Raw genomic sequence first — 19,549 nt, forward strand, 5'->3', positions numbered from 1 at the left:
TACACCCAAATTATTTAATGAAACCTTTATAATGACGCTTAACCAGCTGTGCTTCAAGCTGCTTCATCGTTTCAAGTGCAACACCGACAACGATTAGCAGACTTGTGCCTCCAATTTGCGCAGATTCAGGTAATCCAGCGATATTAATGAAGAATACCGGCAGGATAGAAATGACCGTCAGGAAGAGCGCACCGACCAATGTTAAACGATATAAGACGCGAGTCAAATATTCCTGCGTGTTATTTCCTGGACGGATGCCCGGGATATAACCGCCCTGCTTCTTCAGGTTTTCCGCAACTTGCTCCGGATTCACCTGAATGAAAGCATAGAAATAAGTAAAAGCAATGATTAATGCACTATAAATGACCATTCCGATTGGAGACGTGTAGTCAAATATTCTTTGAATCCAAAGCGTCACATCATTCTGCTCAAAGAAACCTGCAATGGTTCTTGGCGTTATGATGAAAGAAATCGCAAAGATTACTGGAATTACACCAGCTGCATTAACTTTTAACGGAAGATGAGTTGATTGTCCGCCAGCAGAATTTTTCCCTGCTGTTACGCGCTTAGCATATTGAATAGGAATTTTTCTTAATGCCTGTTGGATAAAGATCGTTCCCACAACAATAGCGATGACTGCAACCAGGATAAGCACGACTGTCACAATGCGAAGGAATAGCTGCTCTCCAGCATTTTCAAACTGCTGAGCATAAATCTGGTTAACCGTTGAAGGAATACCAGCTGCGATACCAGCAAAGATAATGATGGAAATACCATTGCCTACGCCTTTTGATGTAATCTGCTCGCCAAGCCACATTAGAAATGCAGTTCCGGCAGTCAATACTACAGCAATCAATAGATAAGAAGTAATTCCCGGATTTTCAATCAGCATTCCGCCTGCTAGGTTATTAAACCCATAAGACATACCGAGAGCCTGGATAAAACCAAGCACGATAGTAAAGTAACGGGTAAACTGAGCTAACTTACGGCGTCCAACCTCACCCTGCTTAGACCATTCCGTAAACTTAGGAACAACATCCATCTGCAGAAGCTGCACAATGATGGATGCCGTAATGTACGGCATGATGCCCATCGCAAGGATTGAGAAGTTCAGGAGCGCCCCGCCGCCGAATGTATTCAGAACACCGAATACATTAAGTTCATCCTGGGCTTTTAATAGATCTGCATTTACGCCCGGTACAGGGATAAATGTACCGATGCGAAATACGATCAGCATTAAAAGGGTGAAAATAATCTTTCGTCTTATATCACCCACACGCATAAAATTGGAGATTGTCTGAAACATTAAATCACCTCAATTTGACCGCCGGCAGCTTCGATAGCTTCCTTTGCAGCAGAGGAGAATTTATGAGCTTTAACTGTAAGCTTTTTCTCAACTTTGCCTTTTGCAAGAATCTTGATTCCTGCTTTTTCGTTGCTTACTACACCAGTTTCGATAAGAAGCTCAGGAGTTACTTCTGCTCCATCTTCGAAACGGTTTAAAGCATCAAGGTTCACAACCGCGTATTCTTTACGGTTGATGTTAGTGAAACCGCGCTTAGGCAAGCGTTGGAATAAAGGTGTTTGACCACCCTCGAATCCAGGACGGACACCGCCGCCAGAACGAGCGTTTTGACCTTTATGACCCTTACCAGCAGTTTTACCATTACCGGAACCGATACCACGGCCTTTGCGTTTGCGTTCTTGACGAGAACCTTCTGCAGGCTTTAATTCATGAAGTTTCATGTTGGCACCTCCTTATTTGTAGAAGAATAGAATTATTTTTCTTTTACCACAACAAGGTGAGCAACTTTGTTGATCATTCCGCGGATAGCAGGATTATCTTGATGCTCAACTGTTTGGTGCATTTTGCGTAAGCCAAGAGCCTTAACTGTTTCGCGCTGGTCTTGCGGGCGACCAATCACGCTGCGAGTGAGGGTTACTTCTAGTTTATTCGCCATTTGATATCCCTCCTTATCCTAACAGTTCTTCTACTGATTTACCACGTAATTTCGCTACGTCCTCAGCACGTTTTAATTGAGTTAAACCGTTCAAAGTGGCGCGAACCATGTTGATTGGTGTGTTAGTACCTAAAGATTTAGATAAGATATCACCAACACCAGCTAATTCTAGAACCGCACGAACTGGACCTCCGGCGATTACTCCCGTACCTTCAGAAGCAGGCTTAAGAAGGATTTCTCCAGCACCGAAGTGACCGATTACCTGGTGAGGAATTGTAGTTCCAACCATAGGTACTTCGACTAAGTTTTTCTTAGCATCTTCAATAGCTTTGCGGATTGCTTCAGGAACTTCCTGTGCTTTACCTGTACCAAAGCCAACGTGACCGTTTTTGTCACCTACTACTACAAGAGCAGAGAAACGAAAACGACGTCCACCTTTAACAACCTTTGCTACACGATTAACCGTAACTACGCGCTCTTCAAGTTCAAGTTTGTTTGGATCAATACGACGCATCTTTTTGTGTCCCTCCTTTGTCTATTAAAATTCTAAACCATTTTCACGTGCTGCATCAGCTAATGCTTTAACACGTCCATGATATAGATAGCCACCACGATCGAAAACGACAGCTTTAACGCCTTTTTCGACTGCGCGCTTTGCAACTAATTCTCCGACCTTAACTGCTGCATCAACGTTGCCAGTTGCATCAAGGTTTACTTCTTTATCTTGTGTAGAAGCACTTGCTACAGTAACTCCGTTTACATCATCAATAAGTTGAGCATAAATGTGCTTGTTTGAACGATACACATTTAAACGAGGACGAGCCGCAGTTCCAGAAAGTTTCGCACGCACACGAGCATGTCTTTTCTTACGAACTGCATTTTTATCAGCCTTCGTAATCATTTCGGTCACTCCTTTCGTTTACCTAAGCGGCATTACTTACCAGTTTTACCTTCTTTACGACGAACATATTCGCCTTCATAGCGGATACCTTTACCTTTGTAAGGCTCTGGAGGACGAACATCACGGATGTTGGCAGCCAATGCACCAACACGCTCTTTGCTAGTACCTTTAACAATGATCTTTGTGTTAGATGGCACTTCAACTTCAATACCTTCTTCAGGCTCGATTTCAACAGGATGAGAGTAACCAACGTTTAAAACAAGCTTTTTGCCTTGTTTTTGAGCACGGTAACCGACACCGATAAGCTCTAGTCCTCTTTCGAATCCTTTTGACACACCTTCAACCATGTTAGCTAGAAGTGCGCGAGTTGTTCCGTGCAATGCGCGGTGTTCTTTCGCTTCAGATGGACGGGAAACGTTGATTACGTTCTCCTCCACCTTGATTTCGATATCCTGGTTGAATGAACGGGAAAGTTCACCTTTAGGACCCTTCACAGTAACAGTGTTATTGTCGATAGTAACAGTAACACCAGATGGAATTTCGATTGGTTTTTTACCTATACGAGACATTTAATTGCACCTCCATTCATGAAAAACTCTATTACCAAACGTATGCTAATACTTCTCCGCCGACTTGTTTAGCGCGAGCTTCTTTGTCTGTAAGAACTCCTTGAGAAGTAGAAACTAGTGCGATTCCAAGACCGTTAAGTACGCGAGGTACTTCATCAGCCTTTGCGTATACACGAAGACCAGGCTTACTGATACGCTTAAGACCAGTGATAACGCGTTCGTTGTTTGAACCGTATTTTAAGAAAATGCGGATGATGCCTTGCTTGTTATCCTCTATAAGCTCAACATCACGTACAAAACCTTCACGCTTTAAGATCTCAGCAATTTCCTTCTTGATGTTAGAAGCAGGAACTTCTAATTTTTCGTGACGAACCATGTTCGCATTACGGATGCGAGTTAGCAAGTCTGCAATTGGATCTGTCATGACCATTGTTTTTACCTCCTTCCCATACTTGGGGTTTACCAGCTAGCTTTTTTCACGCCAGGAATTTGTCCTTTATATGCTAATTCACGGAAACAAATACGACAAAGCTTAAATTTACGGTATACAGAATGTGGACGTCCGCAGCGTTCGCAGCGAGTGTACTCCTGTACCTTGTGTTTAGGCGTGCGTTTTTGCTTCGCAATCATTGACTTTTTAGCCACGTTTTCGCCTCCCTCTATTTAGCGATTACTTTTGGAATGGCATTCCAAATTGAGTTAAAAGTTCACGAGCTTCTTCATCAGTGTTAGCTGTAGTTACGATAACGATATCCATACCACGAACTTTGCTTACTTTATCGTAATCAATCTCAGGGAAGATCAACTGTTCTTTGACACCTAGAGTATAGTTACCACGGCCGTCAAATGACTTCTTAGAGATACCGCGGAAGTCACGTACACGTGGAAGAGATACAGATACTAACTTATCAAAGAACTCATACATGCGCTCTCCACGAAGAGTAACTTTCGCACCGATTGGCATACCTTCACGAAGACGGAAGCCAGCGATAGATTTCTTAGCGCGAGTGATAACCGGCTTTTGACCAGTAATCAATGTTAATTCCTCAACAGCTTTATCTAGTGCTTTAGCGTTTTGAACAGCGTCACCAACACCCATGTTGATAACGATTTTTTCAAGCTTAGGTGCTTGCATAACTGATTTATAGTTAAACTTGCTCATTAGAGCAGGAGTAATTTCTTTTGAATGCTTTTCTTTTAGGCGGTTCATCCATTGTACCTCCCTTCTTCTTTAAACTATTTATCTAGAACTTCACCGGATTTTTTTGCAACACGTACTTTTTTGCCATCAACCGTTTTATAGCCTACACGAGTTGGTTCACCAGATTTAGGATCGACAGGCATAACGTTTGATACATGAACAGGTGCCTCTTGGCTGATGATTCCGCCCTGCGGGTTCATCTGAGAAGGCTTAGAGTGTTTCTTTACAATGTTAACTCCTTCAACAAGCACTCGGCTTTGTTTAGGGAACGCTGCAAGAATAACGCCCGTTTTGCCTTTATCCTTACCAGAGATGACCATAACTTTGTCACCTTTTTTCACATGCATCTGTGCGCACCTCCTTAAAGGCAATTTAATTTGTTATTTATAATACTTCTGGAGCTAAAGATACAATTTTCATGAAGTTGTTTTCACGTAGTTCACGGGCAACTGGTCCGAAGATACGAGTTCCGCGTGGTCCTTTGTCATCACGAATAATTACACATGCGTTTTCATCGAAACGAATGTAAGTACCGTCATTACGGCGTACACCGCTCTTAGTACGAACAACTACCGCTTTAACAACATCACCTTTTTTAACAACGCCACCTGGTGTTGCTTGTTTCACTGTACAAACGATAACATCACCGATGTTAGCAGTCTTGCGGCCAGAGCCACCAAGAACTTTAATTGTAAGTACTTCACGAGCACCAGAGTTGTCAGCAACTTTTAAACGTGATTCTTGTTGAATCATGTGTGTAACCTCCCTTCGGGATAAACCTTATTCCGAACAATTAGATAATAACTGCTTTTTCAACTACTTCTACAAGACGGAAGCGTTTAGTCGCAGATAGTGGACGAGTTTCCATAATACGAACGATATCGCCAGTTTTTGCTTGGTTTTGCTCATCATGAGCTTTGAACTTTTTAGAGTACTTAACGCGTTTACCGTAAAGTGGATGCTTTTTGTAAGTTTCGACAAGAACCGTTACTGTCTTATCCATTTTGTCAGAAACGACGCGTCCAGTGTAAACTTTGCGTTGGTTGCGTTCACTCATTGTGCGAACCTCCTCTCAATATCACTTGCTAAAGCCGATTTCTCTTTCACGAATAACAGTTTTCATGCGGGCAATCGCTTTGCGTACTTCACGAATGCGAGCTGTGTTTTCAAGTTGTCCAGTCGCCAATTGAAAGCGAAGGTTGAAAAGCTCTTCTTTTAATGATTTTACTTTTTGTTCAATTTCGGCAGTGGTAAGGTCACGAATTTCATTAGCTTTCATTTGATTCACCACCAATTTCTTCTCGTTTTACAAACTTGCACTTAACTGGAAGTTTGTGTGATGCAAGACGTAATGCTTCACGAGCGATCTCTTCAGATACACCAGCGATTTCGAACATTACTTTACCAGGCTTAACAACTGCAACCCATCCTTCTGGAGCACCTTTACCGGAACCCATGCGGACTTCTAGAGGCTTTGCAGTGTAAGGCTTATGCGGGAAAATTTGAATCCAAACCTTACCGCCACGTTTCATGTAACGAGTCATTGCGATACGTGCAGATTCAATTTGACGGTTAGTGATCCAAGAAGCTTCAAGAGCTTGAAGACCATATTCACCGAAGTTTACTTCAGTTCCGCCTTTTGATTGACCACGCATTTTTCCGCGGTGTACACGACGATATTTAACGCGCTTTGGCAATAACATATTATTTGCCTCCTTCCCCAGTTTTCTTCTTAGTAGGAAGGACCTCTCCACGATAGATCCATACTTTTACGCCCAATTTACCGTAAGTTGTATCAGCTTCAGCTGTAGCATAATCGATATCAGCACGAAGAGTATGAAGTGGAACTGTTCCTTCGCTGTATGATTCTGAACGAGCGATATCAGCACCGCCTAAACGACCAGATACCATTGTTTTGATACCCTTAGCGCCAGCGCGCATTGCACGTTGAATAGTTTGTTTTTGAGCACGACGGAAAGATACGCGGTTTTCTAATTGACGAGCAATGTTTTCCGCAACCAATTTCGCATCAATGTCTGCTCTTTTAATTTCTAGAATGTTGATATGAACACGCTTGCCAGTTAATGAGTTAAGTGACTTGCGAAGTGCTTCAACCTCAGTACCACCTTTACCGATAACCATTCCTGGTTTCGCAGTGTGGATAGTGATGTTCAGGCGATTAGCAGCACGTTCGATTTCTACTTTAGAAACAGAAGCATCGCTTAAACGCTTTGTGATGTACTCACGAACCTTAAGGTCTTCGTGTAAAAGATCAGCATAGTCTTTGCCTGCGTACCATTTTGACTCCCAATCACGGATGACACCGACACGCAAACCGACTGGATTTACTTTTTGACCCACTGATTATCCCTCCTTCTTTTCTGATAAAACGATAGTAATATGACTAGTGCGCTTGTTGATTTGGCTTGCACGGCCCATAGCGCGAGGACGGAAACGTTTTAAAGTTGGTCCTTCGTCTACGAATGCTTGAGCAACTACCAGATTGTTAACGTCCATTTCGTAGTTGTGCTCAGCGTTAGCTAGTGCAGATTTTAAAACTTTCTCTACGATTGGAGAAGCAGCTTTAGGTGTAAGGTTCAAAATCGCTACTGCTTCGCCTACTTGCTTTCCTCGAATTAAATCTACGACTAAACGAGCTTTACGAGGAGCAATACGAACTGTTCTTGCAACAGCTTTAGCTTGCATTAGAATGCCCTCCTCTCATTAACGTCTTGTTTTCTTATCATCATTGCCATGGCCTTTGTACGCACGAGTTGGAGCGAATTCTCCAAGCTTGTGGCCTACCATGTCTTCAGTGATGTATACAGGCACATGTTTACGACCATCATAAACTGCGATTGTGTGTCCGATGAATTGTGGGAAGATCGTAGAACGGCGAGACCAAGTTTTAGTAACTTGCTTGCTTTCTGTTTCGTTAAGCTTTTCGATCTTTGTCATTAAATGTTCATCAACAAAAGGTCCTTTTTTTAAGCTGCGACCCATGATTGAACCTCCTTCGTGATTGCTCTACGGTTCTTATTTGGAACCGTAGTACAATCCCGTTATTTTTTACGACGACGTACGATAAATTTGTCTGATTTGTTGTTTTTCTTGCGTGTCTTGTAACCAAGTGTTGGTTTGCCCCAAGGAGTCATTGGAGACTTACGTCCGATTGGCGCACGTCCTTCACCACCACCGTGCGGGTGATCGTTAGGGTTCATTACAGATCCACGTACAGTTGGGCGCTTGCCTAACCAGCGTGAACGACCTGCTTTACCAATGTTAATAAGCTCGTGCTGCTCGTTGCCAACCTGACCTACAGTTGCGCGGCACTCAGCAAGAATCATGCGAACTTCACCAGAGTTCAAACGAACTAATACATACTTTCCTTCTTTACCAAGAACTTGTGCAGAAGTACCAGCAGAACGTACTAATTGTCCGCCTTTACCAGGTTTTAATTCGATGTTGTGGATTACAGTACCCACTGGAATATTAGCTAGTGGAAGTGCATTACCCACTTTGATATCCGCTTCAGGACCTGACATTACTTCCATGCCCACTTGTAAATTCTTAGGAGCAAGGATGTAACGCTTTTCTCCATCCACATAGTTAATTAGTGCAATATTTGCAGAGCGGTTTGGATCATACTCGATTGTGGCAACGCGTCCTGGAATGCCATCTTTGTTACGTTTGAAATCGATGATACGATATTGACGTTTATGACCGCCGCCTTGATGACGAACTGTCAACTTACCTTGGTTGTTACGGCCGCCTTTTCTCTTAACAGGAGCAAGTAAAGACTTTTCTGGTTTGTTAGTCGTGATTTCTGCGAAATCAGATACCGTCATGCCGCGACGACCATTAGAGGTAGGTTTATACTTTTTAATCGCCATTTCGTTTCCCTCCTCTTCTAGTTATAGTAGTTTTAAGCTTCAAATAGCTCGATTTCTTGACTTTCAGCTGTTAATTTAACGATCGCTTTACGGCGTTTGTTAGTGTAACCGCCAAATTTGCCCATACGCTTGAACTTACCTTTGTAGTTCATGATGTTAACTTTCTCAACTTTAACGCCAAAGATTTGCTCTACAGCGTCCTTAACTTGAGTTTTGTTAGCTCGTACGTCAACTTCGAACGTATATTTTTTATCAGCCATAATATCAGTAGAACGTTCAGTGATTACGGGGCGCTTAATGATTTCGCGTGCATCCATTATGCAAGCACCTCCTCTACTTTTTCAACCGCTGCTTTCGTCATGATAAGCTTATCATGGTTTAAAACATCTAAAACAGTGATTCCAGAAGCAGACACAACTGTTACACCAGGGATGTTGCGAGCAGATAATGCTACGTTCTCATCTAGGTCAGCAGTTACGATAAGTGCTTTTGAATCAACAGAAAGACCAGTTAATACACCTTTGAAGTCTTTTGTTTTAGGAGTTTCGAAAGCAAGGCCTTCTAATACTAGGATGTTTTCTTCTAACACTTTAGAAGATAACGCAGATTTGATTGCCAGACGGCGAACCTTTTTAGGTAGTTTGTAGCTGTAGCTGCGTGGTACAGGACCAAATACAGTACCGCCTCCGCGCCATTGTGGTGAACGGATAGAACCTTGACGTGCACGGCCTGTGCCTTTTTGGCGCCATGGCTTGCGTCCTCCGCCCGCTACTTCAGAACGAATTTTAGTTTTATGAGTCCCTTGACGTAAAGAAGCTCTTTGCATAACAATAGCTTCGAATAATACGTGCTGGTTAGGCTCGATACCAAAGATCGCATCATTAAGTTCGATATCACCAACTTTAGATCCGCTTTGGTTAAACAATGCTACTTTCGGCATTCTGTTTTCCTCCTTTCCGGTTTAATTATTATGCTTTTACCGCACTTTTGATTTTTACTAATGCTTTTCTAGCACCAGGTACGTTACCTTTGATCAATAGCAAGTTGCGCTCAGCATCAACTTTAACGATTTCAAGGTTTTGTACAGTGATTTGCTCTCCGCCCATACGTCCAGGTAATAGTTTACCTTTAAATACACGGTTTGGAGCTACAGGACCCATTGAACCAGGGCGACGGTGGTAACGAGAACCGTGAGCCATAGGCCCGCGAGATTGTCCGTGGCGCTTGATGGCACCCTGGAAACCTTTACCCTTTGAGATTCCTGTTACATCAACAGTTTCGCCTTCTGCGAATATATCAACTTTGACTTCTTGACCAACTTCATATTGTCCTAAATCAGCTCCGCGGAATTCGCGTACGAAGCGCTTAGGAGCAGTGTTTGCTTTAGCAACATGGCCTTTTTCAGGTTTGTTGGATAGCTTTTCGCGCTTATCTTCAAATCCAAGCTGGATCGCTTCATATCCATCAGTTTCAACTGACTTCATTTGAAGAACAACGTTTGGAGCTGCCTCAACAACTGTTACCGGGATAAGATCACCGTTTTCAGCAAATACTTGAGTCATACCAATCTTTCTTCCTAAGATTCCTTTGGTCATTTCAGTCACACCTCCTAATTTTCTTATGATTATTTATTGATTAAAGTTTGATTTCGATATCTACACCAGACGGTAAGTCTAAACGCATTAGAGAATCAACCGTTTGTGGTGTTGGGTTAACGATGTCGATTAGACGTTTATGCGTACGCATTTCGAACTGCTCACGAGAATCTTTGTACTTGTGAACCGCACGAAGGATTGTGTAAATAGACTTTTCAGTTGGTAATGGAATCGGACCTGAAACAGCCGCACCAGAACGTTTTGCAGTCTCAACAATCTTTTCTGCTGATTGATCAAGAATTCTGTGATCATACGCTTTTAAACGAATACGAATTTTTTGTTTTGCCATTATTTTCCCTCCTTTTCGCCTATTTTAATATAGACATTCTCCGTGAAAATTTCCCACACACTCGCCATGGCAAAGCGGCCGGGTGTGTCAGCAACCTTTCACATCATCGCAGTCAAAGACCAACATTGTCTATTATACAGAAACAATAAATGAAATGCAACATGTATATGTTATTTCTTTATGTTTCGCACACTTTTACTATTATAACTGCAGATTACAAAGTTTTCAATAGGATAGGAAGAAGTCTAAATATTTGCTTTAGGTCCATGGGAACTGTCAAATGATGTAGTTAGAATAGGTGATTATATATAGAAGAAAGTAGTGTATATAATAGGATACTTTTGATGAGCTTTGGTTGTTTAAGCTGCAGAATCTTGATGGTTAGCATTGAAGCGATTTAGTAAATTCGATCTCTATCTCAGCAGGAGTACAAAGTTTCATACTGTCAAAGAAACTATGCTGATATTTTGCCCGACGCAAAAACACAAAAAAAACAGATGGGTTGTCACCCATCTGTTTTTATCTATTGCAATTACTCTTGGATTGTAGCAACTACGCCAGCGCCTACAGTACGTCCACCCTCACGGATAGAGAACTTAGTACCTTCTTCGATAGCGATTGGAGCAATTAGTTCTACAGTCATTTCGATGTTATCTCCAGGCATAACCATTTCTACGCCTTCAGGAAGATTACAGATACCAGTTACATCAGTTGTACGGAAGTAGAACTGAGGACGGTAGTTTGTGAAGAATGGAGTGTGACGACCACCTTCTTCTTTTGAAAGAACGTATACTTCAGCTTTGAACTTAGTGTGTGGAGTGATAGAACCTGGCTTAGCAAGTACTTGTCCACGTTGGATATCTTCACGTGCTACACCACGAAGAAGGGCACCAATGTTGTCTCCAGCTTCAGCATAGTCAAGAAGCTTACGGAACATTTCTACACCAGTTACAGTAGTTGATTTTGGCTCTTCAGCAAGACCGATGATTTCAATAACGTCACCGACTTTAACTTGTCCACGCTCAACACGTCCTGTAGCAACAGTACCACGGCCAGTGATTGAGAATACATCCTCAACAGGCATCATGAATGGCTTGTCAGTGTCACGAGTTGGAGTTGGGATGTACTCATCAACAGCAGCCATAAGCTCTTCGATTTTAGCTTCCCACTCAGCTTCACCTTCAAGAGCTTTAAGAGCAGAACCTTTGATTACTGGGATATCATCACCAGGGAATTCGTACTCAGAAAGAAGGTCACGAACTTCCATTTCTACTAATTCAAGTAGTTCTTCATCGTCAACCATGTCACACTTGTTCATGAATACAACAAGGAAAGGTACACCAACCTGACGAGAAAGAAGGATGTGCTCACGAGTTTGTGGCATTGGGCCGTCAGCAGCAGATACTACTAGGATACCGCCGTCCATTTGAGCAGCACCAGTGATCATGTTTTTAACATAGTCAGCGTGACCTGGGCAGTCAACGTGTGCATAGTGACGGTTTTCAGTTTCGTACTCAACGTGTGCAGTTGAGATTGTGATTCCACGCTCGCGCTCTTCTGGAGCTGCGTCGATTTGATCGTATCCGCGTGCTTCACCGCCGCCTTTTTTAGAAAGAACAGTTGTGATAGCTGCAGTTAAAGTAGTTTTACCATGGTCAACGTGTCCGATTGTACCGATGTTAACATGGGGTTTTGAACGGTCGAATTTAGCTTTTGCCATTTGAAAAATCCTCCTTCAGATTATAAAAGTTAAGTAATTTTTGCTGTGGAGAGGTTTCCCTTCCCACAGCGCTTTTTGCCTACAATAGTAGTTATACTTTATTAAAAAGGTAAAATCAATTATTCACCTTTATTTTTTTGATGATTTCTTCAGAAATTGATTTAGGTACTTCTTCGTAGTGATCGAAGTGCATTGAGAATGTACCGCGGCCCTGCGTATTAGAACGCAATGCAGTTGCGTAACCAAACATTTCTGATAGTGGAACCATCGCACGAACTACTTGTGCATTACCGCGAGCTTCCATACCTTCAACGCGTCCACGGCGTGATGTAACATCACCCATGATATCACCCATGTATTCTTCAGGGATTACTACTTCAACTTTCATAACCGGCTCAAGAATTACAGGATTACATTTTGACGCTGCATTTTTAAGTGCCATAGAGGCAGCAATTTTAAATGCCATTTCAGAAGAGTCGACATCATGGTAAGAACCATCAAATAGTCTAGCTTTGATATCTACTAATGGGAATCCAGCAAGTACTCCTCTTTCAAGAGCATCTTCAAGACCAGCTTGAACTGCAGGGATGTATTCACGTGGAACAACACCACCGACAATGCCATTTTCGAATTCGAAGCCTTTACCTTCTTCATTTGGAGCAAATTCGATCCATACATGACCGAATTGTCCGCGTCCACCGGATTGACGGGCGAATTTACCTTCAACCTGAGCTGAAGAACGGAAAGTTTCGCGGTATGCAACCTGAGGTGCACCTACGTTTGCTTCCACTTTAAATTCACGCTTCATACGGTCAACTAGAATATCAAGGTGAAGCTCACCCATACCAGCGATAATAACCTGTCCAGTTTCCTGGTCAGTATGCGCGCGGAATGTAGGATCTTCTTCTTGAAGTTTTTGCAGAGCAGTAGTCATCTTATCTTGGTCAGCCTTGGATTTCGGCTCGATAGATAATGAGATAACTGGTTCTGGGAACTCCATAGACTCAAGAATAACAAGATTCTTTTCATCACATAGTGTATCTCCAGTGCTAGTATCTTTAAGACCAACAGCTGCTGCGATATCTCCAGCGTGAACTACCGAGATCTCTTCACGAGAGTTAGCGTGCATTTGCAGGATACGACCTACACGCTCGCGCTTCCCTTTAGTAGAGTTCTGTACATATGAACCTGAGTTCAATGTTCCAGAGTAAACACGGAAGAATGTAAGTTTACCGACATAAGGGTCAGTCATAACTTTAAATGCAAGAGCTGAGAAAGGTGCATCATCGCTAGAAGGACGAGTAACCTCTTCTTCCGAATCTGGAAGTGTACCTTTGATAGCTGGTACATCTAATGGAGAAGGAAGATAATCGATTACTGCATCTAGCATTTTTTGTACACCTTTATTTTTGAAAGCAGAACCACAGATTACAGGATAGAACTCAACGTTTACTGTACCTTGACGAATAGCTGCTTTTAGCTCTTCGTTAGTGATTTCCTCACCGCCAAGGTATTTCTCCATTAATTCTTCATCAAGTTCAGCTACCGCTTCAATTAGCTTTTCACGGTATTCTTCAGCTTGATCCATGTATTCTTCTGGGATATCACGCTCTTCGATATCAGTACCAAGGTCATTACCGTAGAACGTAGCTTTCATTGTGATAAGATCGATGATTCCTTCGAATTGGTCTTCAGCACCAATCGGTAATTGGATAGCTGCCGCATTAGCTTGCAGACGATCATGAAGTGTCTTCAATGAATATAAGAAGTCAGCACCGATTTTATCCATTTTGTTTACGAATACCACACGTGGTACTCCGTAAGTAGTTGCCTGGCGCCAAACTGTTTCAGTTTGAGGCTCAACTCCTGACTGTGCATCAAGTACCGCAACCGCACCATCAAGAACACGAAGTGAACGCTCAACTTCAACTGTGAAGTCTACGTGTCCAGGAGTGTCAATGATGTTTACGCGGTGGCCTTTCCACTGTGCAGTTGTTGCAGCAGAAGTGATTGTGATTCCACGCTCTTGCTCCTGCTCCATCCAGTCCATCTGTGAAGCACCTTCGTGTGTTTCACCGATTTTGTGGATACGGCCAGTGTAGTAAAGTACACGCTCAGTTGTTGTTGTTTTACCGGCATCAATGTGAGCCATGATACCGATATTGCGAGTATTTTCTAAGGAGAACTCTCTAGCCATTGGGTCTTTCTCCTTCCTAGTATGAGTGTTATTTTAGTTAAGCTGTATATCTTACCAGCGGTAGTGAGCAAACGCTTTGTTCGCTTCTGCCATTTTGTGTGTATCTTCACGCTTCTTAACAGATGCACCAGTGTTGTTAGCTGCATCTAGGATTTCGTTAGCTAAACGCTCTTCCATAGTCTTTTCACCGCGAAGACGCGCATAGTTTACTAACCAGCGAAGACCAAGAGTAGTACGGCGGTCAGGACGCACCTCAACTGGTACTTGGTAGTTAGCTCCACCTACACGGCGTGCTCTTACTTCAAGTACAGGCATGATGTTTTTAAGTGCCTGATCGAAAACTTCCATTGGCTCTTTGCCAGTGCGCTCGCTGATGATATCGAACGCAGAGTAAAGAATAGCTTGAGATTTACCTCTCTTACCATCGATCATCATTTTGTTGATCAGACGGCTAACTAGCTTTGAGTTGTAAATCGGATCCGGCAATACGTCTCTTTTTGCTACAGGACCTTTACGTGGCATGGATTGTTCCTCCTTTCAAAGATGGTTGTCTATTATTCAGAATTATTTTTTAGCTGCTTTTGGACGCTTAGCACCGTATTTAGAACGGCCTTGCATACGGTTGTTAACACCAGCAGTATCTAAAGCGCCGCGCACGATGTGGTAACGTACACCCGGTAAGTCTTTTACACGTCCTCCACGGATAAGAACAACACTGTGCTCTTGAAGGTTGTGTCCGATACCAGGAATGTAAGCATTAACCTCGATACCGTTTGTTAAACGAACACGAGCATATTTACGTAATGCAGAGTTCGGTTTCTTTGGAGTCATTGTACCAACACGAGTACAAACACCACGCTTTTGAGGTGAAGCTACGTTTGTTTGAGCTTTCTTGAAGCTGTTGTAGCCTTTGTTAAGAGCTGGTGAATTTGACTTCTCTGACTTAGTTTGACGAGGCTTGCGCACTAATTGGTTAATAGTAGGCATTTGATTTTTCCTCCCTTCGAATTTGTTTAAGCCCACACATCCAGGTGGTTCATTTTGATGCAAAAACAAAGTTCTTGCAGATAGCAATCTACAAAAACAGTTTTTAAAAAGATATGGCAACAGCTGCTGCCCCAACTTCGATTCCGCATGCTTTACCGAGCTTTTTCATCGAATCAACATACACAATCGGAACGTTCATCTCATTCGCTGTACTAACCACTTTAGCTGTAACCCTAGGATCAGCATCACTGGCGACTACGACTTCATCAATTGTTCCCAGTTTGAGAGCTTTGACTGTTTGCTTTGTTCCTACAATAAAACTTTTAGCCTGCAATACTTTATCATAAGACATTTACGACATCCTCCAAAGTATCCGGTGAATAGGAGCACCTTTGCTATAGTACCATCTTCATTTTTCGATGTCAACAAGCAAAATGAATTTTATTTTATTTATTCATTTTAAAATGCGGTACTTGCTGGTAAATAAGCAAGCACCGCAATAATAAAGTTATTCTACAGTAACAGTATTTTCAGCAGTTTCCTCATTTGTATAAGGCTCTGCTCTTCTATAGCGCTGCATTCCTGTTCCGGCAGGGACAAGCTTACCAATAATTACATTCTCTTTCAGGCCAAGAAGCTCATCGCGCTTGCCTTTAATCGCTGCATCGGTAAGAACTCTTGTCGTCTCCTGGAAGGATGCTGCTGATAAGAATGAATCTGTTTCAAGAGATGCTTTTGTGATACCAAGGAGAACCGGACGTCCTGTGGCAGGCATTTTGCCAGCAAGAAGGGCTTTTTCGTTGGCATCTGTAAATTGATGGATATCAAGCAGAGTACCTGGCAGTACATCTGTTTCTGCTGCATCAATTACACGCACTTTGCGAAGCATCTGGCGTACCATTACCTCGATGTGCTTATCGCCAATTTCAACACCCTGCATGCGGTATACCTTCTGAACTTCACGCAGCAAGTATTCTTGAACAGCTGTTACATCTTTTACTTTAATTAACTCTTTAGGGTCAATAGAACCTTCAGTCAATTCCTGTCCACGTACTACTTCATCGTTTACAGCTACTTTTAAGCGGGCTGTATAAGGTGCTGTATACGTCTTGGACTCCACTTCACCCTGAACAACAATCTCATGCTGGCGGTCACGGCCTTCATTGATGCCAACTACCACACCATCAATTTCAGAAATGACTGCCTGACCTTTAGGGTTACGCGCTTCGAAGATTTCCTGGATACGCGGTAAACCTTGAGTGATATCGTCTCCTGCTACCCCACCGGTATGGAACGTACGCATTGTTAACTGTGTACCTGGTTCACCGATGGATTGGGCAGCGATGATACCTACTGCTTCACCAACTTCAACCTCTTGTCCGGTTGCCAGGTTGCGGCCGTAGCACTTTTTACAAACCCCATGACGTGTGTTGCATGTGAACGCGGAACGGATCCATACTTTTTCGATGCCGGCTGAAACAATTTCAACTGCAATATCTTCAGTGATCAATCCGTTTTCAGCTACAATCACTTCATTTGTCTCAGGATGTTTGATATTTCTTCTTGCATAACGGCCAATCAGACGCTCTTCAAGCGCTTCAATGACTTCAGTACCATCTTTAAGAGATGCGATCAGCAATCCGCGGTCAGTTCCACAATCATCATCACGAACGATGACATCCTGTGCTACGTCTACCAGACGGCGAGTCAGGTAACCTGAGTCAGCTGTTTTAAGGGCTGTATCGGCAAGTCCTTTACGGGCACCGTGTGTAGAAATAAAGTACTCGAGTACTGTTAAACCTTCACGGAAACTTGATTTAATCGGTAATTCAATGATACGTCCAGCCGGGTTGGCCATGAGTCCGCGCATACCAGCTAACTGAGTGAAGTTGGATGCGTTACCACGGGCACCGGAGTCACTCATCATGAAGATTGGGTTGGATTTATCCAATGACTTCATCAATTTTGCCTGGATATTATCCTTCGCTGCACTCCAGATTGAAATAACACGATCATAACGCTCATCTTCGGTAATAAGACCGCGTCTGAACTGTTTCATGACATTATCAACCTTGCTTTGTGCTTCGTGGATAATTTCCTGCTTCTCGCCCAATACCACGATGTCAGCTACACCAACCGTGATGCCGGCTTTTGTGGAGTATCTGAATCCAAGATTTTTCATGCGGTCAAGCATTTTAGACGTTTCAGTGATTTTAAAGCGTTTGAAGACTTCCGCAATGATGTTTCCAAGGATCTTTTTCTTAAACGGATCTACTAGAGGCATTTCCTTGATAACAGCAGCTACATCAGTAGCAGGCTCTACAAAGTATTTCTCAGGAGTTTCAATCTCAAGGTTTTCTTTTGTAGGCTCGTTGATGTATGGGAATGTCTCAGGCAGAATCTCGTTGAAAACAAGCTTACCAACCGTAGTTAATAAAAGCTTTTTATTTTGTTCTTCGGTGAATGTCTGGTTATTCAAGGATCCAGCATGGACAGCTACTCTTGTATGCAAATGAACATAGCCGTTCTGATAGGCAAGCAGTGCTTCACTTGTATCATTGAAGATCATGCCTTCTCCGACAGCGCCGGCTCTTTCAAGTGTCAAGTAATAGTTACCTAATACCATATCCTGTGAAGGAGTAACAACTGGCTTACCGTCTTTCGGGTTCAGGATGTTCTGTGCTGCAAGCATCAGCAGGCGGGCTTCTGCCTGTGCTTCTGCTGAAAGCGGCACGTGAACAGCCATTTGGTCACCGTCAAAGTCTGCGTTGTATGCAGTACACACAAGCGGATGAAGACGAATAGCGCGTCCTTCCACCAATGTCGGTTCAAATGCCTGAATGCCCAGTCTGTGAAGAGTTGGGGCACGGTTAAGCAATACAGGGTGCTCTTTAATGACACTTTCAAGAACATCCCAAACTTCCGGCTGCACTCTTTCGATCTTGCGTTTTGCAGACTTGATGTTGTGGGCTAAGCCTTTTTCCACCAATTCCTTCATAACGAATGGCTTGAATAATTCCAATGCCATTTCTTTCGGAAGTCCGCACTGGTACATTTTTAAGTTTGGTCCTACGACGATAACCGATCGTCCAGAATAGTCAACACGCTTACCAAGCAAGTTTTGGCGGAAACGTCCCTGCTTCCCTTTAAGCATATGCGACAGGGATTTTAACGGACGGTTTCCTGGTCCTGTTACCGGTCTTCCGCGGCGGCCGTTATCGATTAGCGCATCTACTGCTTCCTGAAGCATGCGCTTTTCGTTTTGAACAATAATGCTTGGAGCACCAAGGTCCAATAGACGCTTTAGGCGGTTGTTGCGGTTGATTACACGGCGGTACAGATCATTTAAGTCGGAAGTGGCAAAACGTCCGCCATCCAGCTGTACCATCGGACGAAGTTCCGGAGGAATAACCGGAAGAACGTCAAGAATCATCCAGGATGGTTCATTTCCGGAGCCACGGAAAGCTTCAAGAACTTCCAGGCGCTTGATAGCACGAGTGCGTCGCTGGCCCTGGGCAGTTTTCAGTTCCTCTTTAAGGGTATCTACTTCTTTGTTGAGGTCTATGTCAGAAAGAAGTTTCTTAATGGATTCAGCACCCATGGATGCCTGGAACTTGTTTCCATACTTTTCACGGTATGCACGGTATTCTTTTTCGGAAAGCAGCTGCTTCTTTTCAAGAGCCGTATCGCCAGGATCCGTTACAACATAAGAAGCGAAGTAAATAACTTCCTCAAGTGCACGCGGAGACATGTCCAGCACAAGACCCATACGGCTTGGGATGCCTTTGAAGTACCAAATGTGGGATACAGGGGCTGCAAGTTCAATGTGGCCCATTCTTTCACGGCGCACTTTTGCACGTGTTACTTCAACGCCGCATCGATCACAGACAACGCCTTTGTATCGAACACGCTTATACTTTCCGCAGTGACATTCCCAGTCTTTTGTCGGTCCGAAAATGCGTTCGCAGAATAAACCGTCTTTTTCTGGTTTTAATGTACGATAGTTGATCGTTTCAGGCTTCTTAACCTCACCATGTGACCAAGAACGTATCTTATCCGGTGAAGCAAGACCTATTTTCATATACTCGAAATTATTTACATCTAGCAAGGGGCCTACCTCCCTTTTGATCTCCGGGTTTTACCCTTATTGCTCAAACAGCAGCAAAAGTGCCAATA

The 19,549-nt window shown here is 43.1% G+C and carries 28 protein-coding genes; all 28 read right to left on the reverse strand.

Going from position 1 to position 19,549, the window contains the following annotated elements; translation table 11 throughout:
• Window positions 1-10 precede the first annotated feature (10 nt).
• Window positions 11-1,306 (reverse strand): preprotein translocase subunit SecY, encoded by a 1,296-nt coding sequence (gene secY, locus M5V91_RS21615; RefSeq protein ID WP_009336600.1) that lies wholly within the window; start codon window positions 1,304-1,306, stop codon window positions 11-13.
• Window positions 1,306-1,746: a 50S ribosomal protein L15 gene (rplO, locus tag M5V91_RS21620; protein ID WP_284521495.1), complete on the reverse strand. Its 441-nt coding sequence runs from the start codon at window positions 1,744-1,746 to the stop codon at window positions 1,306-1,308. The genes secY and rplO overlap by 1 nt, the downstream gene beginning before the upstream one ends.
• A 32-nt stretch (window positions 1,747-1,778) precedes the next feature.
• Window positions 1,779-1,961, reverse strand: a complete 183-nt coding sequence (gene rpmD / locus M5V91_RS21625) for a 50S ribosomal protein L30 (RefSeq protein ID WP_009336598.1) — start codon at window positions 1,959-1,961, stop codon at window positions 1,779-1,781.
• A gap of 13 nt (window positions 1,962-1,974) precedes the next feature.
• Window positions 1,975-2,475 (reverse strand): 30S ribosomal protein S5, encoded by a 501-nt coding sequence (rpsE, locus tag M5V91_RS21630; protein ID WP_009336597.1) that lies wholly within the window; start codon window positions 2,473-2,475, stop codon window positions 1,975-1,977.
• 24 nt (window positions 2,476-2,499) lie between these two features.
• A complete protein-coding gene (gene rplR, locus M5V91_RS21635; protein ID WP_009336596.1) occupies window positions 2,500-2,862 on the reverse strand; it encodes a 50S ribosomal protein L18 in 363 nt (120 codons plus the stop codon).
• 32 nt (window positions 2,863-2,894) lie between these two features.
• Window positions 2,895-3,431, reverse strand: a complete 537-nt coding sequence (rplF, locus tag M5V91_RS21640) for a 50S ribosomal protein L6 (protein ID WP_009336595.1) — start codon at window positions 3,429-3,431, stop codon at window positions 2,895-2,897.
• Window positions 3,432-3,462: 31 nt separating this feature from the next.
• The gene (gene rpsH / locus M5V91_RS21645) at window positions 3,463-3,861 is read right to left on the reverse strand and encodes a 30S ribosomal protein S8 (RefSeq protein WP_009336594.1); all 399 of its coding nucleotides are present in this window, start codon (window positions 3,859-3,861) and stop codon (window positions 3,463-3,465) included.
• 29 nt (window positions 3,862-3,890) lie between these two features.
• Window positions 3,891-4,076 carry a 30S ribosomal protein S14 gene (gene rpsN, locus M5V91_RS21650; RefSeq protein ID WP_009336593.1) on the reverse strand — a complete coding sequence of 62 codons (186 nt, stop codon included), beginning with the start codon at window positions 4,074-4,076 and terminating at the stop codon, window positions 3,891-3,893.
• 25 nt (window positions 4,077-4,101) lie between these two features.
• Entirely contained in the window at window positions 4,102-4,641 is a 540-nt protein-coding gene (gene rplE, locus M5V91_RS21655) for a 50S ribosomal protein L5 (protein WP_009336592.1), read from the reverse strand.
• Between the two features lie 26 nt (window positions 4,642-4,667).
• On the reverse strand, window positions 4,668-4,979 hold the full coding sequence (gene rplX / locus M5V91_RS21660) for a 50S ribosomal protein L24 (RefSeq protein WP_009336591.1): 312 nt from the start codon (window positions 4,977-4,979) through the stop codon (window positions 4,668-4,670).
• Window positions 4,980-5,016: 37 nt separating this feature from the next.
• Window positions 5,017-5,385: a 50S ribosomal protein L14 gene (gene rplN / locus M5V91_RS21665; RefSeq protein ID WP_009336590.1), complete on the reverse strand. Its 369-nt coding sequence runs from the start codon at window positions 5,383-5,385 to the stop codon at window positions 5,017-5,019.
• Between the two features lie 40 nt (window positions 5,386-5,425).
• Window positions 5,426-5,689, reverse strand: a complete 264-nt coding sequence (rpsQ, locus tag M5V91_RS21670) for a 30S ribosomal protein S17 (RefSeq protein ID WP_009336589.1) — start codon at window positions 5,687-5,689, stop codon at window positions 5,426-5,428.
• Window positions 5,690-5,710: 21 nt separating this feature from the next.
• Window positions 5,711-5,911: a 50S ribosomal protein L29 gene (rpmC, locus tag M5V91_RS21675; RefSeq protein ID WP_009336588.1), complete on the reverse strand. Its 201-nt coding sequence runs from the start codon at window positions 5,909-5,911 to the stop codon at window positions 5,711-5,713.
• Window positions 5,901-6,335, reverse strand: a complete 435-nt coding sequence (gene rplP / locus M5V91_RS21680) for a 50S ribosomal protein L16 (protein WP_009336587.1) — start codon at window positions 6,333-6,335, stop codon at window positions 5,901-5,903. Before rplP ends, rpmC begins: the two co-directional genes overlap by 11 nt.
• 1 nt (window position 6,336) lies before the next feature.
• Window positions 6,337-6,993 (reverse strand): 30S ribosomal protein S3, encoded by a 657-nt coding sequence (gene rpsC / locus M5V91_RS21685; RefSeq protein ID WP_009336585.1) that lies wholly within the window; start codon window positions 6,991-6,993, stop codon window positions 6,337-6,339.
• Between the two features lie 3 nt (window positions 6,994-6,996).
• Window positions 6,997-7,338 (reverse strand): 50S ribosomal protein L22, encoded by a 342-nt coding sequence (rplV, locus tag M5V91_RS21690; protein WP_009336582.1) that lies wholly within the window; start codon window positions 7,336-7,338, stop codon window positions 6,997-6,999.
• 18 nt (window positions 7,339-7,356) lie between these two features.
• The gene (gene rpsS, locus M5V91_RS21695) at window positions 7,357-7,635 is read right to left on the reverse strand and encodes a 30S ribosomal protein S19 (RefSeq protein ID WP_009336580.1); all 279 of its coding nucleotides are present in this window, start codon (window positions 7,633-7,635) and stop codon (window positions 7,357-7,359) included.
• Window positions 7,636-7,694: 59 nt separating this feature from the next.
• Window positions 7,695-8,525, reverse strand: a complete 831-nt coding sequence (gene rplB, locus M5V91_RS21700; protein ID WP_009336578.1) for a 50S ribosomal protein L2 — start codon at window positions 8,523-8,525, stop codon at window positions 7,695-7,697.
• A 32-nt stretch (window positions 8,526-8,557) separates the two neighbouring features.
• Entirely contained in the window at window positions 8,558-8,842 is a 285-nt protein-coding gene (gene rplW, locus M5V91_RS21705; RefSeq protein WP_009336576.1) for a 50S ribosomal protein L23, read from the reverse strand.
• The gene (gene rplD / locus M5V91_RS21710; protein WP_009336574.1) at window positions 8,842-9,465 is read right to left on the reverse strand and encodes a 50S ribosomal protein L4; all 624 of its coding nucleotides are present in this window, start codon (window positions 9,463-9,465) and stop codon (window positions 8,842-8,844) included. The genes rplW and rplD overlap by 1 nt, the downstream gene beginning before the upstream one ends.
• Window positions 9,466-9,493: 28 nt before the next feature.
• Complete coding sequence (gene rplC, locus M5V91_RS21715) at window positions 9,494-10,120, reverse strand: 50S ribosomal protein L3 (RefSeq protein WP_009336573.1); 627 nt, start codon at window positions 10,118-10,120, stop codon at window positions 9,494-9,496.
• Window positions 10,121-10,160: 40 nt separating this feature from the next.
• Entirely contained in the window at window positions 10,161-10,469 is a 309-nt protein-coding gene (gene rpsJ, locus M5V91_RS21720; RefSeq protein WP_009336571.1) for a 30S ribosomal protein S10, read from the reverse strand.
• 532 nt (window positions 10,470-11,001) lie between these two features.
• The gene (tuf, locus tag M5V91_RS21725; RefSeq protein WP_009336569.1) at window positions 11,002-12,189 is read right to left on the reverse strand and encodes an elongation factor Tu; all 1,188 of its coding nucleotides are present in this window, start codon (window positions 12,187-12,189) and stop codon (window positions 11,002-11,004) included.
• Window positions 12,190-12,304: 115 nt separating this feature from the next.
• Complete coding sequence (gene fusA, locus M5V91_RS21730) at window positions 12,305-14,386, reverse strand: elongation factor G (RefSeq protein WP_284521496.1); 2,082 nt, start codon at window positions 14,384-14,386, stop codon at window positions 12,305-12,307.
• Between the two features lie 51 nt (window positions 14,387-14,437).
• Window positions 14,438-14,908 (reverse strand): 30S ribosomal protein S7, encoded by a 471-nt coding sequence (rpsG, locus tag M5V91_RS21735; protein WP_009336565.1) that lies wholly within the window; start codon window positions 14,906-14,908, stop codon window positions 14,438-14,440.
• A gap of 42 nt (window positions 14,909-14,950) precedes the next feature.
• Window positions 14,951-15,373 (reverse strand): 30S ribosomal protein S12, encoded by a 423-nt coding sequence (gene rpsL, locus M5V91_RS21740; protein ID WP_009336562.1) that lies wholly within the window; start codon window positions 15,371-15,373, stop codon window positions 14,951-14,953.
• 103 nt (window positions 15,374-15,476) lie between these two features.
• Complete coding sequence (locus tag M5V91_RS21745) at window positions 15,477-15,725, reverse strand: 50S ribosomal protein L7ae-like protein (protein WP_009336559.1); 249 nt, start codon at window positions 15,723-15,725, stop codon at window positions 15,477-15,479.
• Window positions 15,726-15,881: 156 nt separating this feature from the next.
• Complete coding sequence (gene rpoC / locus M5V91_RS21750) at window positions 15,882-19,481, reverse strand: DNA-directed RNA polymerase subunit beta' (RefSeq protein ID WP_019382782.1); 3,600 nt, start codon at window positions 19,479-19,481, stop codon at window positions 15,882-15,884.
• Window positions 19,482-19,549 lie beyond the last annotated feature (68 nt).

The sequence above is a fragment of the Cytobacillus pseudoceanisediminis genome, assembly GCF_023516215.1.
Lineage (GTDB): Bacteria > Bacillota > Bacilli > Bacillales > Cytobacillaceae > Cytobacillus > Cytobacillus pseudoceanisediminis.